The sequence below is a fragment of the Pseudoalteromonas sp. MMG024 genome (assembly GCF_021654175.1).
Taxonomy (GTDB): Bacteria; Pseudomonadota; Gammaproteobacteria; order Enterobacterales; family Alteromonadaceae; genus Pseudoalteromonas.
Map to the genome: position 1 here is coordinate 23028 of NZ_JAKFZO010000026.1, position 19946 is coordinate 42973.

26 protein-coding genes are annotated in these 19946 nt (G+C 40.1%); 1 reads left to right on the forward strand and 25 read right to left on the reverse strand.

Going from position 1 to position 19946, the window contains the following annotated elements; translation table 11 throughout:
• Window positions 1–13 precede the first annotated feature (13 nt).
• The 13 genes from L1068_RS18940 to L1068_RS19000 all read right to left on the reverse strand — a co-directional run bounded on the left by L1068_RS18940 (window position 14) and on the right by L1068_RS19000 (window position 9929).
• A complete protein-coding gene (locus tag L1068_RS18940) occupies window positions 14–1018 on the reverse strand; it encodes a hypothetical protein (RefSeq protein WP_237131466.1) in 1005 nt (334 codons plus the stop codon).
• 31 nt (window positions 1019–1049) lie between these two features.
• Window positions 1050–1406: a hypothetical protein gene (locus tag L1068_RS18945; protein WP_105172441.1), complete on the reverse strand. Its 357-nt coding sequence runs from the start codon at window positions 1404–1406 to the stop codon at window positions 1050–1052.
• Between the two features lie 224 nt (window positions 1407–1630).
• Entirely contained in the window at window positions 1631–2248 is a 618-nt protein-coding gene (locus L1068_RS18950; RefSeq protein ID WP_237131467.1) for a class I SAM-dependent methyltransferase, read from the reverse strand.
• 100 nt (window positions 2249–2348) lie between these two features.
• The gene (locus tag L1068_RS18955; RefSeq protein WP_237131468.1) at window positions 2349–3002 is read right to left on the reverse strand and encodes a site-specific DNA-methyltransferase; all 654 of its coding nucleotides are present in this window, start codon (window positions 3000–3002) and stop codon (window positions 2349–2351) included.
• Between the two features lie 7 nt (window positions 3003–3009).
• On the reverse strand, window positions 3010–3291 hold the full coding sequence (locus L1068_RS18960; RefSeq protein WP_237131469.1) for a hypothetical protein: 282 nt from the start codon (window positions 3289–3291) through the stop codon (window positions 3010–3012).
• Between the two features lie 442 nt (window positions 3292–3733).
• Window positions 3734–4174 (reverse strand): hypothetical protein, encoded by a 441-nt coding sequence (locus L1068_RS18965; protein ID WP_237131470.1) that lies wholly within the window; start codon window positions 4172–4174, stop codon window positions 3734–3736.
• 116 nt (window positions 4175–4290) lie between these two features.
• Entirely contained in the window at window positions 4291–5424 is a 1134-nt protein-coding gene (locus L1068_RS18970) for a phospholipase D family protein (RefSeq protein WP_237131471.1), read from the reverse strand.
• A gap of 381 nt (window positions 5425–5805) precedes the next feature.
• Window positions 5806–7242: an ankyrin repeat domain-containing protein gene (locus L1068_RS18975; RefSeq protein ID WP_237131472.1), complete on the reverse strand. Its 1437-nt coding sequence runs from the start codon at window positions 7240–7242 to the stop codon at window positions 5806–5808.
• Between the two features lie 163 nt (window positions 7243–7405).
• Window positions 7406–7777 (reverse strand): hypothetical protein, encoded by a 372-nt coding sequence (locus L1068_RS18980; protein WP_237131473.1) that lies wholly within the window; start codon window positions 7775–7777, stop codon window positions 7406–7408.
• A gap of 62 nt (window positions 7778–7839) precedes the next feature.
• On the reverse strand, window positions 7840–8136 hold the full coding sequence (locus L1068_RS18985) for a hypothetical protein (protein WP_237131474.1): 297 nt from the start codon (window positions 8134–8136) through the stop codon (window positions 7840–7842).
• Between the two features lie 74 nt (window positions 8137–8210).
• A complete protein-coding gene (locus L1068_RS18990) occupies window positions 8211–8567 on the reverse strand; it encodes a zinc ribbon domain-containing protein (protein WP_237131475.1) in 357 nt (118 codons plus the stop codon).
• 292 nt (window positions 8568–8859) lie between these two features.
• Complete coding sequence (locus L1068_RS18995) at window positions 8860–9318, reverse strand: GNAT family N-acetyltransferase (protein ID WP_237131476.1); 459 nt, start codon at window positions 9316–9318, stop codon at window positions 8860–8862.
• Window positions 9319–9341: 23 nt separating this feature from the next.
• Window positions 9342–9929 (reverse strand): MarR family transcriptional regulator, encoded by a 588-nt coding sequence (locus L1068_RS19000; RefSeq protein ID WP_237131477.1) that lies wholly within the window; start codon window positions 9927–9929, stop codon window positions 9342–9344.
• Window positions 9930–10098: 169 nt separating this feature from the next.
• Between L1068_RS19000 and L1068_RS19005 the strand changes: the two genes are divergently transcribed.
• Entirely contained in the window at window positions 10099–10689 is a 591-nt protein-coding gene (locus L1068_RS19005; RefSeq protein ID WP_237131478.1) for a carboxymuconolactone decarboxylase family protein, read from the forward strand.
• Between the two features lie 36 nt (window positions 10690–10725).
• On the opposite strand, the gene L1068_RS19010 is transcribed toward L1068_RS19005, so the two are convergent.
• From L1068_RS19010 to L1068_RS19065, 12 genes are all read right to left on the reverse strand, one after another.
• A complete protein-coding gene (locus L1068_RS19010) occupies window positions 10726–11421 on the reverse strand; it encodes an aspartate/glutamate racemase family protein (RefSeq protein WP_237131479.1) in 696 nt (231 codons plus the stop codon).
• Window positions 11422–11424: 3 nt separating this feature from the next.
• On the reverse strand, window positions 11425–11967 hold the full coding sequence (locus tag L1068_RS19015) for an N-acetyltransferase (protein ID WP_237131480.1): 543 nt from the start codon (window positions 11965–11967) through the stop codon (window positions 11425–11427).
• A gap of 1 nt (window position 11968) precedes the next feature.
• Complete coding sequence (locus L1068_RS19020; protein ID WP_237131481.1) at window positions 11969–12442, reverse strand: hypothetical protein; 474 nt, start codon at window positions 12440–12442, stop codon at window positions 11969–11971.
• A 27-nt stretch (window positions 12443–12469) separates the two neighbouring features.
• Window positions 12470–13591: an alkene reductase gene (locus L1068_RS19025; RefSeq protein ID WP_237131482.1), complete on the reverse strand. Its 1122-nt coding sequence runs from the start codon at window positions 13589–13591 to the stop codon at window positions 12470–12472.
• Window positions 13588–14022, reverse strand: coding sequence for a YtoQ family protein (locus tag L1068_RS19030; protein WP_010558605.1), 435 nt, complete (start codon window positions 14020–14022; stop codon window positions 13588–13590). The genes L1068_RS19025 and L1068_RS19030 overlap by 4 nt, the downstream gene beginning before the upstream one ends.
• 70 nt (window positions 14023–14092) lie before the next feature.
• Window positions 14093–14554 carry a hypothetical protein gene (locus tag L1068_RS19035; RefSeq protein WP_237131483.1) on the reverse strand — a complete coding sequence of 154 codons (462 nt, stop codon included), beginning with the start codon at window positions 14552–14554 and terminating at the stop codon, window positions 14093–14095.
• Between the two features lies 1 nt (window position 14555).
• Window positions 14556–17252 carry an Ig-like domain-containing protein gene (locus L1068_RS19040; protein ID WP_237131484.1) on the reverse strand — a complete coding sequence of 899 codons (2697 nt, stop codon included), beginning with the start codon at window positions 17250–17252 and terminating at the stop codon, window positions 14556–14558.
• Between the two features lie 120 nt (window positions 17253–17372).
• Window positions 17373–17600, reverse strand: a complete 228-nt coding sequence (locus L1068_RS19045) for a DUF2798 domain-containing protein (RefSeq protein WP_010558608.1) — start codon at window positions 17598–17600, stop codon at window positions 17373–17375.
• A gap of 118 nt (window positions 17601–17718) precedes the next feature.
• The gene (locus L1068_RS19050; RefSeq protein ID WP_054977865.1) at window positions 17719–18258 is read right to left on the reverse strand and encodes an isochorismatase family protein; all 540 of its coding nucleotides are present in this window, start codon (window positions 18256–18258) and stop codon (window positions 17719–17721) included.
• 30 nt (window positions 18259–18288) lie between these two features.
• Entirely contained in the window at window positions 18289–18690 is a 402-nt protein-coding gene (locus tag L1068_RS19055; RefSeq protein WP_237131485.1) for a hypothetical protein, read from the reverse strand.
• 31 nt (window positions 18691–18721) lie between these two features.
• The gene (locus tag L1068_RS19060) at window positions 18722–19027 is read right to left on the reverse strand and encodes a Fis family transcriptional regulator (RefSeq protein WP_237131486.1); all 306 of its coding nucleotides are present in this window, start codon (window positions 19025–19027) and stop codon (window positions 18722–18724) included.
• A 133-nt stretch (window positions 19028–19160) separates the two neighbouring features.
• Window positions 19161–19889 (reverse strand): SIMPL domain-containing protein, encoded by a 729-nt coding sequence (locus tag L1068_RS19065; protein WP_237131487.1) that lies wholly within the window; start codon window positions 19887–19889, stop codon window positions 19161–19163.
• Window positions 19890–19946: the final 57 nt, after the last annotated feature.

Here is a 19946-nt window from a genome sequence, read left to right on the forward strand (position 1 = left end):
ATTTGTCCTTAAATTAGTCTAAGAAGTTATATTTAATAATGTTTTTAGCTGTCTGGGTATTCATGTAATCAATATAAATAATGTTGGGAGGCGGCTGATTTTCATCTACAATTTGCTTTTCTAAAGCAGCAGGTAAGGCTTGATTAGCTTTCGATGCAAGAGATTCAATACTGCCACCTAAGAATGTTCCCGCATCTGGTGTTAACGTCCAGGACAAAAGGAACATAAAGTTCTGACCCAATCCTCCGAAGTGGTTCCATTTTTCAATCTGATCTTTTTCCATTTTAGAAAGATTGGTGGTGTTGGTGTATTGGTCACAGACAGTCAGGTTCGGGCCTCTGAATTGGCAATCATCATTGTTACTGCCGTTTTCGAGGAATCCGTCGTGATAACGGAAGCGACCCTGTTTAGCTGTTGTATTTTCGTCGTAATCAAACGTCAATATCATTTTTCCACGGGTATTTTTAAGCAGTATATTTGATAAATTCACCTCGTAGTCCTGATTGGTATAGAGATATTCACTATAAGTGGGTGTTGATAAAAATTGGTCGATTCTGTCTTTTATTTCGCGCTGTTTACCTCGATTACTTCTTATGTGGGAAAACTTTAGAATCAGTGTTTCACTCGGATAGTTCTTTAAAAACGCTAAGGATTGATTCATAACACTTTCGAGTGACTGACCGTTACAACCCAAGTCGCCTGAACGATGGTAAGTCACTAATTCTCTGTGATCATAATCCACACGTATATCAAAAAAACGAGAACCTGATTCTAATTGTCCCTCAATGTTAAGCCGCTGCGTTTTAACCATTCCAGTATTCAAACTTGAGCCCCAGTCACAATGATGTGTTTCCGACATTCCTGCATCGTGACTTCCAGGCATTACTATTCGACTGATCTTTAAATTATCATCTAGTTGTGACATCCAATTTTCATTTGAAAAATCGACGCCATTAGCAATGGAAAGATTAGATAAACTCAATAAATAGAGAGATAAAAAACAATTAAGTCGCAACATACGCGTCCTCCATGTAGGTATTCGCAAACCATTAATTAGCATATAGCTCAAAAGTGATATCTTGGTCATGGCCTTTAAAACTGCCTTTAATATCATGAGTTATTGCATCCGAAGGGGTAGGAATAATTCTGTATGAGCTAGTTGCTGTTCCAAGCGGATGATTAAAGTAAAATTCTACGGTAAAACTTTCGTCCGCAGCTTTATAGACGACGGTACCTTCTGGACCAGGTCCAAAAATTGTCACGCAGTCACACTTCCAGCTCCCTGTTGTCTCTATCGATTGTGGTGGGTCAACTTCAAATTCCCCATGTTCTGCTTTTTTTGACTTAAGCTTAAGTTCTTTATTTGTAAAATTTTGAACTGTCATTTTCACTGGTCTTACGCTCATAAATTTCTCCTAAAATTTTATTATCTGTCCCTGATAAAGGGCGTAAAAATAGAATAGACGAGTTTTCTTTTTCCGTTATTACGAGTTATTACATGGTTGAAAATACCTCGGGTAAGTAATCAGGCATGTCCAAAATTAAATACATAAGAAAAGGGGGGAGTGTGAGAATGTAGAATCCAAAAGATAGAAATCTTAAGGGTTAGATGTTGAGTAACGATGCGTTGCTAAACTTGTTTTACAAAGTGACAAAACACAAACTGTTGCGTTGTACCAAACGGTGTTTTATGGGTTTCATGCAGTTGTTCTTTAAGTACAAAATGCTCACCAAACTCGGCTTCTAAGCTTTCTGCACTGTAACGCACAATAGGCAAGCCGCTGCATTTTTCTGGGCCATCTTCTGCAAATGTTGCAATAATAATGTGGCCATTTGGCTTCACCGCGTGCAGCACGTTTGTAATATAAGCGCTACGCTCTTCAGGCGTTGTTAAAAAGTGAAATACCGCGCGATCATGCCATACATCAAATTGCTGTTTTGGCAGTGTTACGTCTGTTATATCCGCTTCAATCCATTTTACATTTGCTGAATTTTCGCCAATACGTTTTTTAGCCGTTGCAAGCGCAGCCCCAGATATATCAAGCACCGATAGATTTGTATGACCATTTAACAGCAAATCATCAACAAGCGTTGATGCGCCGCCACCCACATCAATAATGGCAGCACTTTTTGCCAAATTTAAACGGTTTATTAGCTTTAACGAGGTCACCGCATGCGGCTGAAACCAACTCACCGCATCACACGCTTTTGTTGTGTAAACCGTTTCCCAATGTGATTTCTTTTGCATGACTTATTAAGTTTTAGTTTAATTCCGGCGTAAGAAGACAATATATATAGTGAAAAAACAGAATCAAATCAAAACAGTGACAAGCTTTTTAGGCTGAAGTTTATTTGATACGGTTGAGAAAGTGTTCATGAGCTGAGCCTGAAATATCACATCCCATAGATTTTCGGTTTAGGTTGTTGGCCGCAATAAGAGTTGAACCAGATCCAAAAAAAGGATCTATTACAAGTTCACCGGGGTTTGTACTTTGAGCTATCAAAGTTTCTAGTAGTGGAACAGGTTTTTCTGTTGGGTAACCCCTATAAACTCGTTTGCATTCTAAAATGTCTGGCACGCTAAAGTCCTTAAGTTTCTTTTTACCTTTCTCGAAAAACAGGACAAACTCATATCTAGCTCTGTAGTGATAGCCCATACCAATGCAGACTTTGTCCCAAACGATAGGCTTCCAAAACTTAAAACCTACTTTTTCTGCAATGGGTTTAATTATGAACATAGTCTCTTGATCACAGAATAGATAAAAGTGAGAGTTTTTTTTCAGAACACGAAAAACTTCTGTGAGCAGACTTTCAAAGCGTTCATTTGGAAAAATATTAAACCACTGATTACTTGAACTTTTACTTACTTTTAACCTTGTTGTTGTACCAATTTTACGATGTTTTTCTAAAGATTCGTATGGGGGATCTGTAACAACTAGATCTACGCTAGCGTCAGCTAGCGTAGATAACCATGATATTGCATCATCTTGAAATAATTGCATTTAAACTCTACTTAAAACTACCACAAACACGTCCATTTTGATAAACGTGTGAGATCTGCCCTTTTTTTAAACTACGGCAATCATAACAGTAGCTTTGATAGCCATCAGGGTTTCTGGCTGTTTTTCTTGCTGGTGTTTTACCAAATGATGCTGGATATGGGTGGAAGACATGCTCCTTTTCATTTGCATCTGAACAGTGCGGGCATGATTTAAATTTTTGCCCTGTTGTAGGATCTATCTTGTGAATCATTCCAATATTCAGTTTTTTACCACAACAACTACAAGCCATTATTAATTCCTTCTAAAAACTATGCATACGATACCTAAAGGAAAGAAGGATGTATGCAATATTTGCTTTCAACCTAAAATTCGTAAAAATAAACTTTTTACTTAATCGTTTCAGTACATTATTAGTATGTTCACACACTAATAATGTAAATCTAGGTTAGTATTTAGGTGCTATTACTTACTTGCACCCTACCATCACATAATCGCGCCTTAAAAGACACTTTTAGTAGTATATGGAACTGGGTTTATTTAACTATAACAAGGTATTACATATATAAGTTGGATAATCGTGCCAAATGTGGTGTACATAATGTGCCTAGTTTTTTAAAGCGGAAGAAGGGTCAGAACAGTTGATTTGTTGGCTTGGAACCATGAAGCCAAGATCAATAACTCTGGCTTCATTGGTTAAAGTAGCGCAATTTCGCTGTTTTGCGACCTTTGGTTTAGGCACTTTTTATGCGTTTCTTTATACGATTGATGACATTAAAATAAAAACTTTCATAACTTTGACCATCAGATTGCCGATATAGGCTATTTATGTCTGGTTTATGTTCAGACAATTGCTCAAACCTCCCGTGAAATTCGGAATCAAGAGGTAAAAAGCAATGACCTTTGAATTCTTCAAATTGATGAGCTGTTAAATCTATAATGGTGTTTTCAGCAATAACCCAATAATGAATAGAACCTGCATTTAAAGTGCTTGTCTGATTTCTAGTATATACAACATCGTTAATGCCGTTAGAACAGAGATACAATGCGAGCATTTGGCTAGTTATCTCGCAAGATCCGCTAGGAAAAGAGTTCAATTCAGCACCCAAATATTGTGCTTCTTCTAACTCCGATAAAAAGGCTTCACCAAACTTGTGTACTAACTCAAGTAACATTAAATTCCCCACTATTGATGAACGTATAACGCTGGACTCAATTAAGTAGCAAACTGACTTTTTATGCACAAAAAGTGACAGATTGAGGAGTCAGGCTTCAGCCTTTTGTTAAGCGATTACTCTCCGTATTCCAACCAAATTACAGTATCTAGCTCTGCTAAGTTTTTGGCAGGATGTTTGGGATTTTGGGCAAGTGATGCACGTAGTTTTTTAGCAAGATCTATGTATGCCGCACCTTCACTTGCTCCTTTTGGTGCTCGAAACGCAATATCTGAGATATAATTGTGAACAGGCTTATTAAGAACTGGGTATTTATCAGGAAATGTTAAACAAAGTATCTCTGATAAAAATGCTTTTCTAGCTGCGTTTTTTGACGCTTTAAGGCGGTCGAGTTCACGAACAACAATATCATCGCGGTCATCTGATCTGGAATTCAGTATATTCATGAAGCTAGTTGAAAGTTCTCTGAAGTTACTAGCCTTACCTTTTCTTTCCCAGCCAGACCCTTGAAGTCTGTTTCCTGATTCCCAGCTCCAAACACTTGGTAATCGATCATAGAATTCAGACGAACTAATTTTACCCAAACTACATTCTAGAAAGTAATTCTCCAGCCTATCTTTTAAGTTCTCATGTGCAGCCAATTGCTTCCTTCTTATTTTTACTTGCTGCTTAGAACCCGAAGGGTTTGGTAGCTTTAGCGTAATGATACTAGAGCCTTCACCTTTATTTTTTTTACTTTTCTTCTTAGGAGCAGTCTCTCTCTCTTGATATTCCTTAAGCCAATCCTCTGAAACAACTACTGATTGCTCCTCGATTTCCATTATCCATTTTTCAGCCTTGGTAAATTCATTCTTTGAAATTTCAGAATATATATTGGCTTCATAGTTTTTCTCAAAAGCGGCCTTGGTTAAATTTGAAGACCCTATCAAGGAAAAAGATTTACCTTTTTTATCAATCCAGAAAATTGCTTTTGGATGAAAGCCGTCAATGGCATCTGCAACCAAAAATTGACTTTTTCTCTCTGCAGGAAGCCATCCCATTAGATCTAAACATGCTGACTTCTTAGTGATACCGAAATCCTTTCCAACAATAACTCTGAATTTTTTACATTCTGAATTAAGTTCTAGGCTTGTATCCCACTCGGTAAGGTATGCCGATACGACATACAATCTAACTGCCTCGCTAAAAGCCTGTTTATAAATATCTGTAATCTCAGAACTTGAACTTGGTGAATGCAAAAATAATTTCATTGATCATTTCCAAAAGTTTTAAACGTCTGCTCGCTTAACCGTTTATTAGTGCGCATTTCGATTTAAGCAAGTTATCCATAACCGTTAATTTATGGGTTGATAAGTTATTTTATTTAATTTTTTCAATAAATTACAAGTGTTATTTTACACTGATAAGGAAAAAGGCGGCGGCATTAACGCGCTAATACCTAATGGCACTCTACCATCCTAAAACAATGCCTAAAAAGACACCTTTAGTATTATAATAAAGTAAATTTATTTAACTATAACAAGGTATTACAACCGTCAGTTAGATAATCGAGCCAAGTGTGGTGTTGCACAATTTAACTTGTTTATCAAAATGCTCAACGTATCGAGCTTGCTTATATAAAATGCGTTTTATTATTGCGGCAACTCAGCACTTAATAATGCAATAGCCAATTTATTGTTTTTACTTTTAGCAACGTCTAACGCGGTTTTGCCACGCTTATTTTTGCGTGATGTATCGGCACCGTTTTTAAGTAAGTAACGCAAATTTTCAATTTTTCCTAAGTACGCGGCATCAATGGTGGGTGTGTCGCCATTGTTATTCGCGATATTTAAATCAGCACCGTTTGATACCAGTAATTTTACTAATTCAAAATTGTTGGTGCTCCAGCCAGCAAGTATTAATGCAGTATCGCCAGCTTTAGTTTGGGCATTTAGGTTTGCGCCTTGCTGTATTAGTAGCTTCGCGCCTGCCAATAAATAAGGGTCTTTACGAAAGCTAGTTATAAATAATGGCAGAACGGTGCTGTTTGAATTATGCAGTTGGTTTTTGTTGCCTGCGGCATTTTGTAGCATGCGAAAATAGTCGTGCTTGTTGTTGATTAACGCAAATGCAAACAATGAATCTTTATTGATGATGATATTTTCAAATTTTGCGCCTTGATCAATCAAGGCTTTTGCCATTTGAACACGGTTAAGTATTACCGATTGATAAAACGCCTCGGTGATTACGGCGTGTTGATTGAGTGTAGATTTAGTAATTGTTTTATTTAGTGCGCTTAAATCATTATTTACCACCGCATTTATCAGCGAGTGATTTGGTACTAAAGCGGGTGCTGTATTGTCGATAACGCCTTGTAGCCAAGGGTAAATAGACGACACTCGGGTGTAATATTCGCTAACGCCGTAGTGCCCCTCAGGAGTGCCATTGCCAACCTGATACGAGCTTATGCCAATAACAATCGGTGTGTTATCAACAATAACAAATGCAGGGCCGCCACTGTCACCGCGTGAACTTATGCCTTCAAACTGAGTAGCCGTTTTGGGTTTATCAAAGGTAAAGCCAATCACATGCTCATTAGCACTTGCTACGGTATTTGTTGCGCCTCGCTGCTTAGCATCATCTCGTATAAGGCCATCTTGCCCGTTGCCAAAGGTGCCTCTGCCAACAAAAATAACCTGTTGGCCAATCTCATTTTTTTGCTGATTTAGCGCCGCTGGTTTTGCGTTTTTTAGGGGATCTTTTAATTGAACCAGCGCTGCATCATAAAATTCGTCATTTGCGCGTTTAAATTTAGGGTGGGTAACAATTTTTGCGACGCGGTAATGGTTGTTGATATGCCGCGCAGTAAAAATGTCACTTTCTTTACCTGCTACACAGTGCGCTGCGGTTAGCAGCCAGTTGTTATTAATTACGGTTGCGGCGCAACCAGCAATATAAGCAACAGACGGTGAATACTGCTCGCCAAGCGCTAGGTACTTTTTATCGTCTACATCGTGCCTTATCACAATGGCATTAACTGCAGTTGTAGCAAAAAGTAGTGCGAGCGAAATAACGGTATTCAATGTCAAAACGTATATCCCTATGTTGAGTTTGCAAGTGAGCGATTTTGCGCCTTATGTTCGCATTACTGCGCTTTTATAGCGAAAAAGCGCAAAGTAGTTTTAGCTAGAATAAGTGAGGCAAGGATAAAAGCCAACAGTATTTTCTATGCTAAACAGATTGTTAGTTTTGTTAAGCAGCTATAAGCATTTTTGTGTAAATACAGCCCATACCAACGGCTATAAAACCAAAAAAGCAGAGACTGAAAGTGCGTTCTGGTATTGCATGAAAGGCTAACGACGGCATTTGTTTTAAAATTGATAGTGGCGGAATAACTAACACAGAATGGCGTTCGAATTTTCTATATTTAATTGCAAGCTTAGTAAAAAACAACTTAAAGCCAGCAACATACATTAAAACAAAAGTTGAAGCACCAAGTAACTCAACCATCGCCATGAGCTCTATGCTCATCATGATTTCTGGCCCAGCTACAAGCACAACAATAATAGCGGCTAATGAATGCCAACTTCCTTTTGCTATTAATTTTTTGAACGAGTTAAACAAAAACCTCTCCTTTTATGGCTAATGATTTTGTTAAGCGGCGTAGCTTAAGCACCTTGTTAGACTTAAATAAACGCATATAACCATGAGAAAAAGAAATACAAGGGCACCGCTATAAAACACGAAGGGACTAGCGGTAACAGAAGCACGACTAGGTTGTATGCGGCAAATGTGTTTACTGTCTGATCTTTAGAGCCATTAGCATGAATAAAGTCATCTGTTGCATCTCTATTTTTCACTTCTTTATAACCACTATCGAAATCAGGCGCGTTAGTAACAACAGCTTTGTACATGTACTTAAATAATGGTGAGCAGATTAAAGCGCCTGCTATCACTGAAATTAGCGCTATTCCTGTGTTCAATATTCACTCCTTGAAACTTAATAGTGTTGATAATACTTGGTAAAAATTAGTGACGAAGGAGCTTCAACAAATTGTTAAGTTGCTTTGAAACCTAAATTATTTATTTTTGCTCCACAATAAAAGCAATTTGTGCGACGCTTTGAAATTCTGTGACCACAATCAGAACACTCAGTTGGCTGTGCTAATTTGCCATCGGCTTTTCCATCTCGAAGATCTATTTCTTCAATTTTCTCCATAATTTGTTTTTCAGATATACCCAATTCATTTAATAGCTCTAACGCTGCCAAGTTCATAATATAAAGTTGGTCTATTTTTTCGGAAAGAGTGTCAACATGCGCTTCATTTTGATACGAACGAATTTTTGTTTGATTACCTTCAACTGAATTTTTAGATATTCGAAGATCTTGAAACATATTGGTTAGAAATTGCATCCGTTCTCCTTGGAAATATAACAGCGTATTAGTATGCATAATGATTTAAGCGCTTTATCTCGTGCAGACTAATTATTTTTTATTTAATTATTTCAGTAGATTATCAGTATAGCTTCGCGCTTACAACGTTAAGTTTTGCGTGTATTTATGGGCATTATTTAATGGCGCAAAACTTTGGATTACGTAAGGCAGCGGTTTAATTTAAATACGAGAGAAGCCTAAAAGTTTGCTTAGTGCAGCGTGTTTACAGCCAAGCAAAGGGTTTAAACTGTGCTCTTGATTAAAGAGCTGATTAATTATTTTGCGCTGCCATATCTGGCGCTTTTATAACAAAACCCCGTTCTCTATCGCCATCAAACCCTACTGCGCTATACACTTTGTGGGCACCATTTAGCTTTGCGCCAGACAGCAGCATGACTTTGTAGCAGTGTAACTGCCATGCTAAATCAATTGCATAACTGAGCACTTGTTGGCTTAATCCTTGGCGGCGAAAATTGCGACTCGTTACAACATGCTCAATTAATCCAAAAGGGCGTGCGCCAACGGCAATACTTAAATTAATACTGAGCGCGCAGGTGGCTGCAAGTGTGCCATTAATATCTGCTACAACCACATGGGTTCTGTCGTCATTGATTATTTGTTGCCAGCGCTCAATGGCAAGTGAATCGGGCAACGTAGGATCGCTTGGTCGCAATTCGTTATAGAGTTTTAAAATGCCAGCTAAATCATCCTTGTTAGCGAGTCGGATCATGGTATTTCCCTTGTTTGGCTACGTTATTGCGATTGCTTTTGTGTGCGTTTAAACCAACGAATTTGTTCACTTTGGTCGCGTGTTGGGGTGCCGCCTTGCTTCGCAACAGTGTTGGCATTGCCTGCTAGCATTTTCTCGGTATTGAGCTCTATTTTTTCTAACAACATCATTAATGTTGCTTGTTCCGTTTCGCTAATGCCTGCTAATACAGCATCGCAGCGCTTAGCCATATAGTCAGAAATTTTTTGGTAAATTGGTTTGCCATTGTCACTGATTTCAACCAGTTTACTGCGGCTTTTTTGATGGTCGTTCGACGCTAAAATTAGCCCTTTTTTTAGCAAGCCGTTAATCGCACGGGTTACCGAGTAGGGGTCTAAGCGCGTTTGGTAAGCGATATCAGCCGCATTAATAGGCCCATACGAGCCAACATTTAATAGTACGCGAATTGCTCGGGTGTCTAGGTCGGTAATTTGTTTTACATAGGCGTCTCTATCGAGTACCAGTAAATTACTGGCGGTTGCAATGCGGTAGGGAACCTGCTGATAGAGATCAAGCGCGTCATTGGTTTTACTGCTTAATGAAAAAGACGTTTGGCGTTTGTTTGTTGTCATAGCGCGTTATTGATTTTTATATTTAGGCACGGTAATGGCTGCAAAATAGCATATTTAACCGATGTGAAACACTGAGAAATAAGTATGTACAAAAACTAGACATGGTTTAGTGGCTCGATTATATTTATGTTGCATATGCAACATAAATATAATCGACAGGAGAAATAGCATGGCGTTAGTAACCCCTTTATCACCCGATCACGATAGCGAAGTGGCAGAGCTTGCAAAGTTCTTTAACGAAACCTTAGGCTTTTGCCCAAATAGTGTTTTAACCATGCAAATTCGCCCAGAAATAGCCCGCGCATTTATTAATTTAAACAAAGCGGTAATGGCAAATGATGGGCGCGTAACAGCAGAGCAAAAGCGTTTAATTGGTTACATCACCAGCGCAAATACCGGTTGCCGTTACTGCGAAGCGCATACAATTTTAGCGGCTGAGCGTTATGGCGGTAGCGATGAACGTTTAAAGCATATTTGGCAATTTAGAACATCCGATTTATACACTGATGCTGAAAAAGCGGCGTTTGAATTTGCCTTAGCAGCATCAAGCGTGCCTAACGCGGTTGATGATGCGATTTCGGCAAATTTAAAAGAACACTGGGATGATGGTGAAGTGGTTGAAATTTTGGGTGTTATATCACTGTTTGGTTATTTAAACCGCTGGAACGACAGCATGGGCACAACTATGGAAGCGGGCGCTGTTGCGGCAGGAAAAGAACACCTAACACACAATGGTTGGCAGGTTGGTAAACACCAATAACTGAGTTTTTGTAAAACACACGGCTGCACTTAAAAGTTAGTTTTTAAGTGCAAACTTCACTGCGGCATCGGCATGAATGCCTGTGGTGTCGTAAAGGGGAATCTCCGTATCGTTTTGTGATACTAATAATGCGATTTCAGTACAGCCAAGAATTATCGCTTGCGCACCTTGGCGGTGAAGCTTATTGATTATTGCAAGGTAACGTTCTTTTGACTCAAGATTGATTTCGCCAAGGCAGAGTTCGTTGTAAATAACGCTATGTACACAGTCGCGATCTTCTTGGTTGGGCACAATAACGTCAATACCAAACTTTTCTGTTAGTCGGTTTTTATAAAAGCCTTGTTCCATGGTAAATGCGGTGCCAAGCAAACCAACGCGCGATATATTATCTTGTATCAATTGTGCTGCGGTGGCGTCGGCAATATGCAGCAGCGGAATCGAAATATTGTCTTCAATTTGGTGCGCTACTTTATGCATGGTGTTGGTACAAATAAGTAGGCAGTGCGCACCTGCTGCTTCTAAATCTTGCGCGGACTTTGCTAGCATGTCGCCCATTTTTTGCCATTCGCCTGCCCGTTGCAGTTTTTCAATATGATCAAAATTAACACTATAAAGTAAAATTTCTGCGCTATTAAGTCCGCCAAGCGCGGCTTTTACACCTTGGTTAATGGCTTTGTAGTAGTTGAGCGTAGACTCCCAACTCATGCCACCTAAAAGACCGATTGTTTTCATAAATTACCAATAACACGCCTGATTAAGAGGCAATACACAACGTACTTCGCCAGTTAGTTCGCTAAGTGGTTTATCGCCAAGCGCAACCGCTTGCCAACCATGGGGGTACGACAGCAAAAAAGGCGGAATTAACACGGTATCAGCCACCGCTTGAAACCCTGTTTTGCTGTAAAAATTAGGGTCGCCATAGGTTACAACAAAATCCACGTTGTGTGTTTTTAAATACGTAAGCGCATGGTTAATAAGTGCTTGCCCGATGCCTTTGCCTTGTTGCGACGATGCAACAGCCATGGGCGAGAGGATCACCGCGGTAAGATTTGGCTGATTGCTAATCCATAATTTACTAAACAGTACTGCGGCAAAAAGCGTATTGTGCTCTTTTGCTACAAAGCCAATCAGTTCTTCGTTTGTGCAGTCGTTAAGCATGCGTTCGGTCAGTTCACCGATTTGTAACCCTGCTTTTGCGCCGTCAGCGTCGCTAAAAACATGGGTAAAGAGCGCGGTGATATCAGCCGCTGCATGATGAAAAATGGATTCAAATTGCATGTTAAACAGTTCCTTGCTTACATTGATTAATAAGTTTAGTGCTGTTTGCAATATTGTTGCGAGTTAATTTAGCAGTAACCACTTCTGATTTTGCGCTAAGTGTATTGATGTCTTGCAACCAAATTGAAATCGACTCATCGTGAATAGTGTGTGCTAGTTGATAGTTTCCGCCAGCTGGTAAGGTGAGGTTGAAATTGGCAAATGCAACTTGGTACGAGTTGTGGTTATTTGCCTCTTGGTAAGTCGCTTTTACCCAAATATTGTGTTTGCCCGCAGGGTATTGCCGTGCAGTAACCCAAGTAGCGGGTTTGTGCTTATGACACATCAGGTAAACATATTCTGTTCTGCCTTGGCTATTATCGTAGCTGGTATTTTCAATACGAAAATGCCCTTGTTTAATGTCGTTGTTAAAAGGCGACATAGCACAGGCAAACAGGTTACATAATAAGAGTAAAGTAATGAGGTGTTTAGTCATCATAATTCCATTTTGATGAGAGAGGCGCTAGCGTACGGATTTTTGTGCAAAACTGCAACTGGTTGGGTAGTCGGTATAGCCTTTTTCACCGCCACCATAAAACGAACTGTGTGCATCATTGGCTAATTGCGTTAGCGGTATATTGCGCTGCATGCGCTCAACTAAATCGGGGTTACAAATATATGCTGTACCAAAGGCAAATACGTCTGCCATGCCTTTCTTTAAAAAGCAGTTAGCAACCTCTTGCGTTAAACCGCCTGCTAACATGATTGGATGTGGGTAAAGCGAGCGCATTTTTTTGCGATACGTATCGGTGATTGGCTGATAATTACCAATATTTTCAGATAGGTGCAAATAAGCGAGCTTGATGGGTGCGAGCGCCTTTAAAAGTGCTAGGGCCAAGATTGGCATGTCGCTGTCATGCTGTTGAAAGCTGCTGGTAACAAATGGCGAAATACGCAGCCCCACTTTGTCGCTGCCAATTGCATTAGCCACGGCTTGGCACACATCAACTGTTAATCGAATACGGTTTTCAATTGAGCCACCGTATTTATCATCGCGTGTATTGGCATAACGGCGCATAAATTGATCTAGCAAGTAACCGTGTGCACCATGAATTTCTACCCCATCAAACCCCGCTCGCATGGCATTTTTCGCAGCAATAACAAAGTCATCCACCGTATTTTGAATATTGTTTAAATCCATGGCTTTTGGCATTGTGGTGTCTATCATGCCAAGTTCGCCATTTGATAGTGGGCCGTAAACTTTGTCGGGTTCTTTTATCGCCGATGGTGCCAGTGGTTGTAATCCTTCGATAGCAGTACTGGAACGCCTGCCAACATGCCACAGCTGAGCAAAAATTTTGCCGCCGCGCTCGTGTACTGCATGTGTAACTTTTCGCCAACCAGCGATTTGCTGTTCCGTATAAATACCTGGCGTAAGTGAGTAGCCGCGCGCTACCGCTGAAATAGGCGTTCCTTCACTAATAATTAAGCCTGCAGTTGCACGCTGTGCATAATAGGTTGCCATTAGGTCATTAGGAATGTTGCCTGGTTGCGACGCCCGCGAACGCGTCATAGGCGCCATAACAATACGATTTTTGAGTGTTACTGATCCTAATTGGATTGGATCAAACAGGCTTAAATTCATGAATTAAGCGTGTACGCTAAAATTTCGACAATTTGTGATGGTGATGTAGCCCACGCTTGCGCGCTGCCGTCTACTTCTTTTAATGCATGAACAATTTCTTCGCTATGCAGCGTAATGTAGGGCTTGCCAAGGGCTGCGCAGTAACCTGCATCAAATGCGGCATTCCATTGTTTGTATTTGTCACCAAAGCGAATAATCGCTAAATCACATGATTTAATAGCATTTTGAATACGTATTGCATTTACTTTTGCTGATTTGTGGTCGCGCCAAAATGAGTTAGTTTCTTCGCCTAGGCAATCGCCAGCAGCATCGCTAGATTCGTGATCTGTATTTGGTGAGACAAACTGAATATCGAGATTTTTAGCCTGGCAGCCAGCAATAATTTGCTCGCGCCAATCACTGTGGATTTCACCTGATAAATAAACTTTCATTAAATGCCCCTTACTTATATGTTGTGTGTTGTTGGCTAATTTCATACTAACTAGCCAACTCAACCCTAACCTATTGCTTCAGCCAAATATAGTTTATGCGTTGCTTAGAGAGTTTCAGCGGTAAAATGACGTAATTAGTACCATAAACGGTAATATTTGTGACTTCACCTTCGCTAAGTGCAAAGCTGTTGCTTTCACTTTCTAATTGCCACGCGCTGTTTTTAGCCAACACCTTAAACACGGTTCGCCCCGCATCGTTTGGAATTTTAACCTCTAACTGTGTATTTTCTCCGTAAGCGGCAACTAACGCATCTTTTTGGTAGAGGCCGGTAAATTTAACCGCGCCTTGAGGCGAGTGTTGAGATGTATTTTTTAATCTACAATCACTGCAATTTGCCAGTGTTTGCGCGTTAAAATTTACCGCAACGTTTTGGTAATTTAAGCCCGTGTTAGTCAATTGCCAATCTGGCGAGCTGCTATCAAAGCAGCCCACCAAGAGTAACAACAAGATTACAATCGTTACTCTTTTCATGTTATTTACCAGCGGTAGAAATCATTTTTAACAGCTCCTTAGATGGCGCTTGCTCAACAATAACTTCTTGTAGATCAGAGTTCATAACGTTTTGTGGCTTTTGTTGCTCATTTGATGAAACCGTAGCGCCACCATTTGCGCCACTCCAATAACGCGTAAAGTTAAGTACTAAGTTATCCCATTCGTTAAAGTCGTTAAGCTCGGCACTTAATTGGCCATCAAAGTTTAAGTCGTAGTTAGTTAATACGTCGCTGCTGTTGCCGTTACAATCAAAATCAACCGCAACAGAATTCGCATTAACTAAACCAAGCGACTCATCGATTTGAGCTTCGTTAATTGTGCCATTAACACCGTGTGAGTAGCTGATTTTGAAATCTTCTGGTGCAGAGGTAAAGCCATCAATTAATTGTGCGTCTTCTGGGAAACAGTTGTTGTTACCAGAGAAGAAACGACGGTGGTAACGGTCACCTTCGCTTTCACCGATAGTTGATAAACCACTTAATTGATACAAGTAGTTCATTACGCTGTGGTGATTAGGTTTGTTATTGGTGTGGTTGTTACCGCCATGACCAAGGCCTAGGTTGTGACCTAGCTCATGCATAATCGTGCCTGCTTGCATGTTGTAAACAACATTTCGGTCTATTTCGGTTTCTAAGCTAAAACCCCAGTTACCCATAGAAATAATAAAGTCATTACCGTTGATTTCAGCAAGGCCTGAAGAACCCGCCGAGCCATCTTCGTTCTGACTATTTGCCATTAGCATGTAGTGGAAAATAGGACGACGTTTGATGTCGAAATTTTTCACTTTATGGTCAAGAATACTTGGTGCTTCAGCTGAACCTGCAAAGTTAGTTTGCGCGTAAAAATCAACTTGGTTACCACCACCTAAGTCATAGTCGGCTGGCGAAATACCTTCAGCTTGGTGGTATAAATCACCGGCATCAAAATGCATTGCAATATTTTGCGCTGCAAATGCCGCTTTAACTGAATCTAATGCTTGGCGATGCAATTGAATACCTGGGTCATTACTTTCCATGTAGTCGACTTCGATAAAGATGTCTCTTACACCCGCGCGAGCACCCCACTCATAAAGTGGTAGGCCTGCAAAGGTTGCGCCTTCTTGTTCGGCACAATCTGGAATGCCGTCGTTGTCGTCATCGGTATTACAGCTTACGTCATTTTGTCCGCCCGGCGTCATGTAATAGCTTACTTGCCAGTCTTGCGCTGAGTTTGTATCGCTATCAAGCGCTGTGCGAACAACACTCATACCTAGCTCTTCTTCCATTGGCGCGGCATTATTACCTGCTTGCCATTGGCTTGCGTCAGTTGGCAGGTAGGCATTTTCGCCAAAGCTAACAAAATCTATCGTTGTACCAGACACCGTTTGTAATTCAACAAAACCGCCTGAGTAGTACCATTCAGGGTGAATATTTGATTCGTCTGAAATTAACATTAGCTGATCTGATTCAGCGACACTCTGTTGCCAGTAGCCGTTACCATGCTTTGCTTGTAGCACGATAAACTCACCCGGTGCGAGGGTTTTGTCTGAAAGTGCAAAAGCTCTTACGCCAGTATCACTCCAATCGGTATAGTTAATGCTTTCGGCAACAATTTGGTAGTCTGCAAGTGAAACAGGGCTGGCCGTACCGTTATAAACTTCTACCCAACGGTTATCTTCCCAATATTTTGACGATGACACTTCTGAAATAAGCAGATCACTGTTTTCAGTTTTAAATGTAAAGCTTTGTTCAACAAGCGACGTGCCGTGGAAGTTGGCAACATCACCCGTTACTTTTACAACGTAATCACTTGATGCAGAAAGGCTTTGAGCTGGGTTTAAGGTTAAAACAGTTGGGTTAGCATCAGTTGTTGCCGAGCTTACGTCAAGCGCAACACATGTAACAAAGTTATCGTTACTTACCTGAATGCTGCCGCTACATTGTGCATCTGAATTAGTGGTAACGCTGGTTGCGTCTAATACATCATCGAATGAAATTGTAATGTTGCTATCAACTGCGACTAAACGTGCGTTTGATTCAGGGGTTTTGGTCACAATTACAGGGGCACTTGTATCAACTAATTGAATGCTGACTAGCTGCGTTGTTTCAAGGTCACCATCGCTTAAGGTGATTTCAAACTCTTGGTCTTCAGCGCTGTTTAGGCTAGGCGTATAAGAAAATAAGTTGTTTTCAAGTAAGGTTAATTCACCTTGTTGCGGCGCAGTTTTAATTGCAATTTGTACCGTGTCGCCATCAGGATCTGAAATGCCTAAATCAAACTCTCGCGCTTGGTTAAATTCAACCTGTACTTGAGATGCGTCGGCAATTGGTGCGCGGTTTACATCGGTAATGGTGGTGCTGATGTTAAGCGTTGATTGGGCACCGTCGTTGTCGCTTGCGGTTACGGTAAAACCGACAGCGCTATCGCTGGCAACTTCTGGCGCAGTAAAGCTTAAATTTCCATTAGCATATGTGAACTCGACCGTTGGGCCGCTACTTTGCACGACATTTGACGACTTAATGCTACCGTCACTGTCTGAAAGTGTAATGGCAATAGCAACATCACCACGCTCAGGGTAGGCACTGGCAATATTGCTTGAAATAGTTGGAGCTTTATTCGGTTTGTCGTCGGAACCACATGCCGTGAGTAAGAGAATGCTCGATGCAATTAGGCTCGCTTTAAATACTGGCGCTTGCATTTTAGTCCTTTATTTTTATTGTTAAGAATTTGAAATAATGACGTAAATGAAAGCGCAAGTCTAGCGATTGTGATGGATTGTAATATTATGTTTTTAAATGACTTAATTAAATTTTGTTTATCAATCTTGTGCAACAAAAAGGCGGGTGAGTTTATTTACAACAGGTGCAACTAAGGTAACTGTTGGAAACGCAACAACAAATGCAAAACCCCAGGCTTTTAGCCAGAGTGAGATTAAATTATCAACAAAGCCAACATTGAATAAGGTAATAACAAACGACATTAAAAATGACATTAACAGTGCCATAAAAAAAGAAAAGACAAAACGTTGGTATTTACTCGGGATCATTGCAGGGAACAACTTTATTTATAAAACACGCGCCAAGTTTACCATAGTAGCGCGTGTTTCAGGTAAGTCATGCGATTAAACAACACGAAACATTAATATTATTTAACCTAAGCTCAGCTTATTTAATTAAATTTAATATCGCTTTAAAGTGCTCGTCGCGGCAATCTTTTACTAATTCAAACAGGCTCATTTCAAGCCCCGTAATATGTGCACCTAATTGCTGTAGTTTAGTGATGGCAAGCTGTTTATTTTCTGCTTTACGAGATGCAATACAATCGCCCACCAAGTGTACTTGATAATTGTTGAGCAGCAAACTTGAGCAAGTTTGATAAACACAAATATGCGCTTCAATACCACAGACCAACCAATGGGCCTTACTTTCGTGCTCAATTGTTTGCATAAACACGGGCTCGCGAAAGGCATCAAAGGTGTATTTTGTGATAGGTGTAATATCGGCCAGTAAGTTTGCTATTTTAGGGTGTGTTGCACCTAATTTTTCAGGGTTTTGTTCAAGCCAAATGATCGGAAGATTAAGAATTTTAGCGCCCGAGATAAGCGCGCAACAATGTTCAATATAGGCATCACCGCCAGCCATTAGGCTTGCTAGTTTTCCTTGAATATCAACAACAATTAAGCCTGCATTATTACGTGTAATCATGTTATTTGCCTCGATTGTTCGCCTTGAAATTTAGCCTTTAGTGCGAGAATAAACGGTTAATAATGGAAAATTACTTTCACCAAACTGAATAGTGAGCGATAAGGTTTCATCGTCTTTAAACATTTGCTCAAATGCTAATGGGCGAATACGCGCGCCATTGCTAACTTGTGCCATTAAATGTTTATGATTGAGCGTACGTGAGCCATTGGCAAGGTTTTGAATGGTCACAACGGCGAAACGCTCACCATTTTCGTTGCTCATTAACACAAAATTTTTTACATGGAAGTCGCTTAATTCAGGTTCGATATTGCGCTCGTTTGGAAATGCCAGTTCAAAACTATGGGGTACTACGCGATCAACACTAATCACATTTTGATTAGCAAATAAGGTAATTGGCGAAAATGCGATAAGGCAAAGTAATAATCTAATCATAAAAACTCCATTTTATAGGTGTAAAGAGGCACTAAGGTGCATCCTGTTTGGTTACGAAAGTAACACACTCTTTGATAGCAGCAGTATTAATATTTAGTTGTTTAAGCGTTTGTTCTATTTGCGAGCGGACTGAGTGCAAGTGCTCGCTATTAGTAAAATTGGATAAGGCATTTGTGTCTTCAAAAACGCAGGTAATTTGCAAACTTTGCGGAAATTTTTGAAAGTTAACTGTGTGCGTAACCCAGCAAAACCCCGCTAAGTTTTTAAGGGTTTCTTCGCAAAGTGCAGTGAGCGCAATGCGGATTTGGTTATCTAATTTTTTATCGGATTTACGCATGTAATTTAAAAACCTTGGGCAGCGATTATTCGCTGCCCACTATAACTAACCTAAGCGTTAGATAACACATTATTTTCTAGCAATTATTGCTGTATTAATTGTGTTCGCAATTGGTTTGTTATTAACCCACAAATTAGTTTTTACTTTTTAAATCAAACACCACATTAATTGTGGCTTTAAAGGTGAGGTCGTCTTGTAAATAAGTACCGGGCGAAACCGACCCCATATCAGCACTCATCATGCGTGCATTACCCATTTTTTCCATTGTTCCGTAATGCTTAATTTGGTCGTAATTTTGCGCGTTAATACTGTAAACTTTGCCAAGTGCTGCGCCAAACGAATTGGCGAGGGCTGCACCATTGGTTTTTGCATTTTCAATAGCAAGTTCTACTGCTTTTTGCTGGAGCTGTTCTTCTTTTGACGAAGCCATTTCAACACGTTGAATTTGGTTTACTTCAACGCTTAACGCTAAATCCATCACATCACTAAGCATGGTTAAATCGTTCACGGTTACTTGAATTGAGCGACTTGTAGAGTAGCCAACATGCAGTTGTTTGCGCTCTTGCTGCGAATACTCGTATCGCGGTGATACCGCAATGCGTGATGCGATAATGTCTTTTTCGCTAATCTTGTATTTCTTAAGACCTTTTAACAGGGTATTAAAGCGTTTATCAACTTCAGCTTTAGCCTCTGCGCTTTTTTTATCGGTATGCTCTACCGAAAAATGCAAAATAGCGATATCTGGCTTAACTGTGGTTTCGCCGTAGCCGGTAATTGCAATATGGCGGTGATTAGGTAAATGGCTGTTGGCAGATGCTAAACTTGAAAGCGCTAAAAGTGATAAATAAAACAATGGCTTCATGGTGCGTCCTTTTTAAATAAGTCTCTGTTTTGAGTTGTGAATTATAGATAAGTTCAC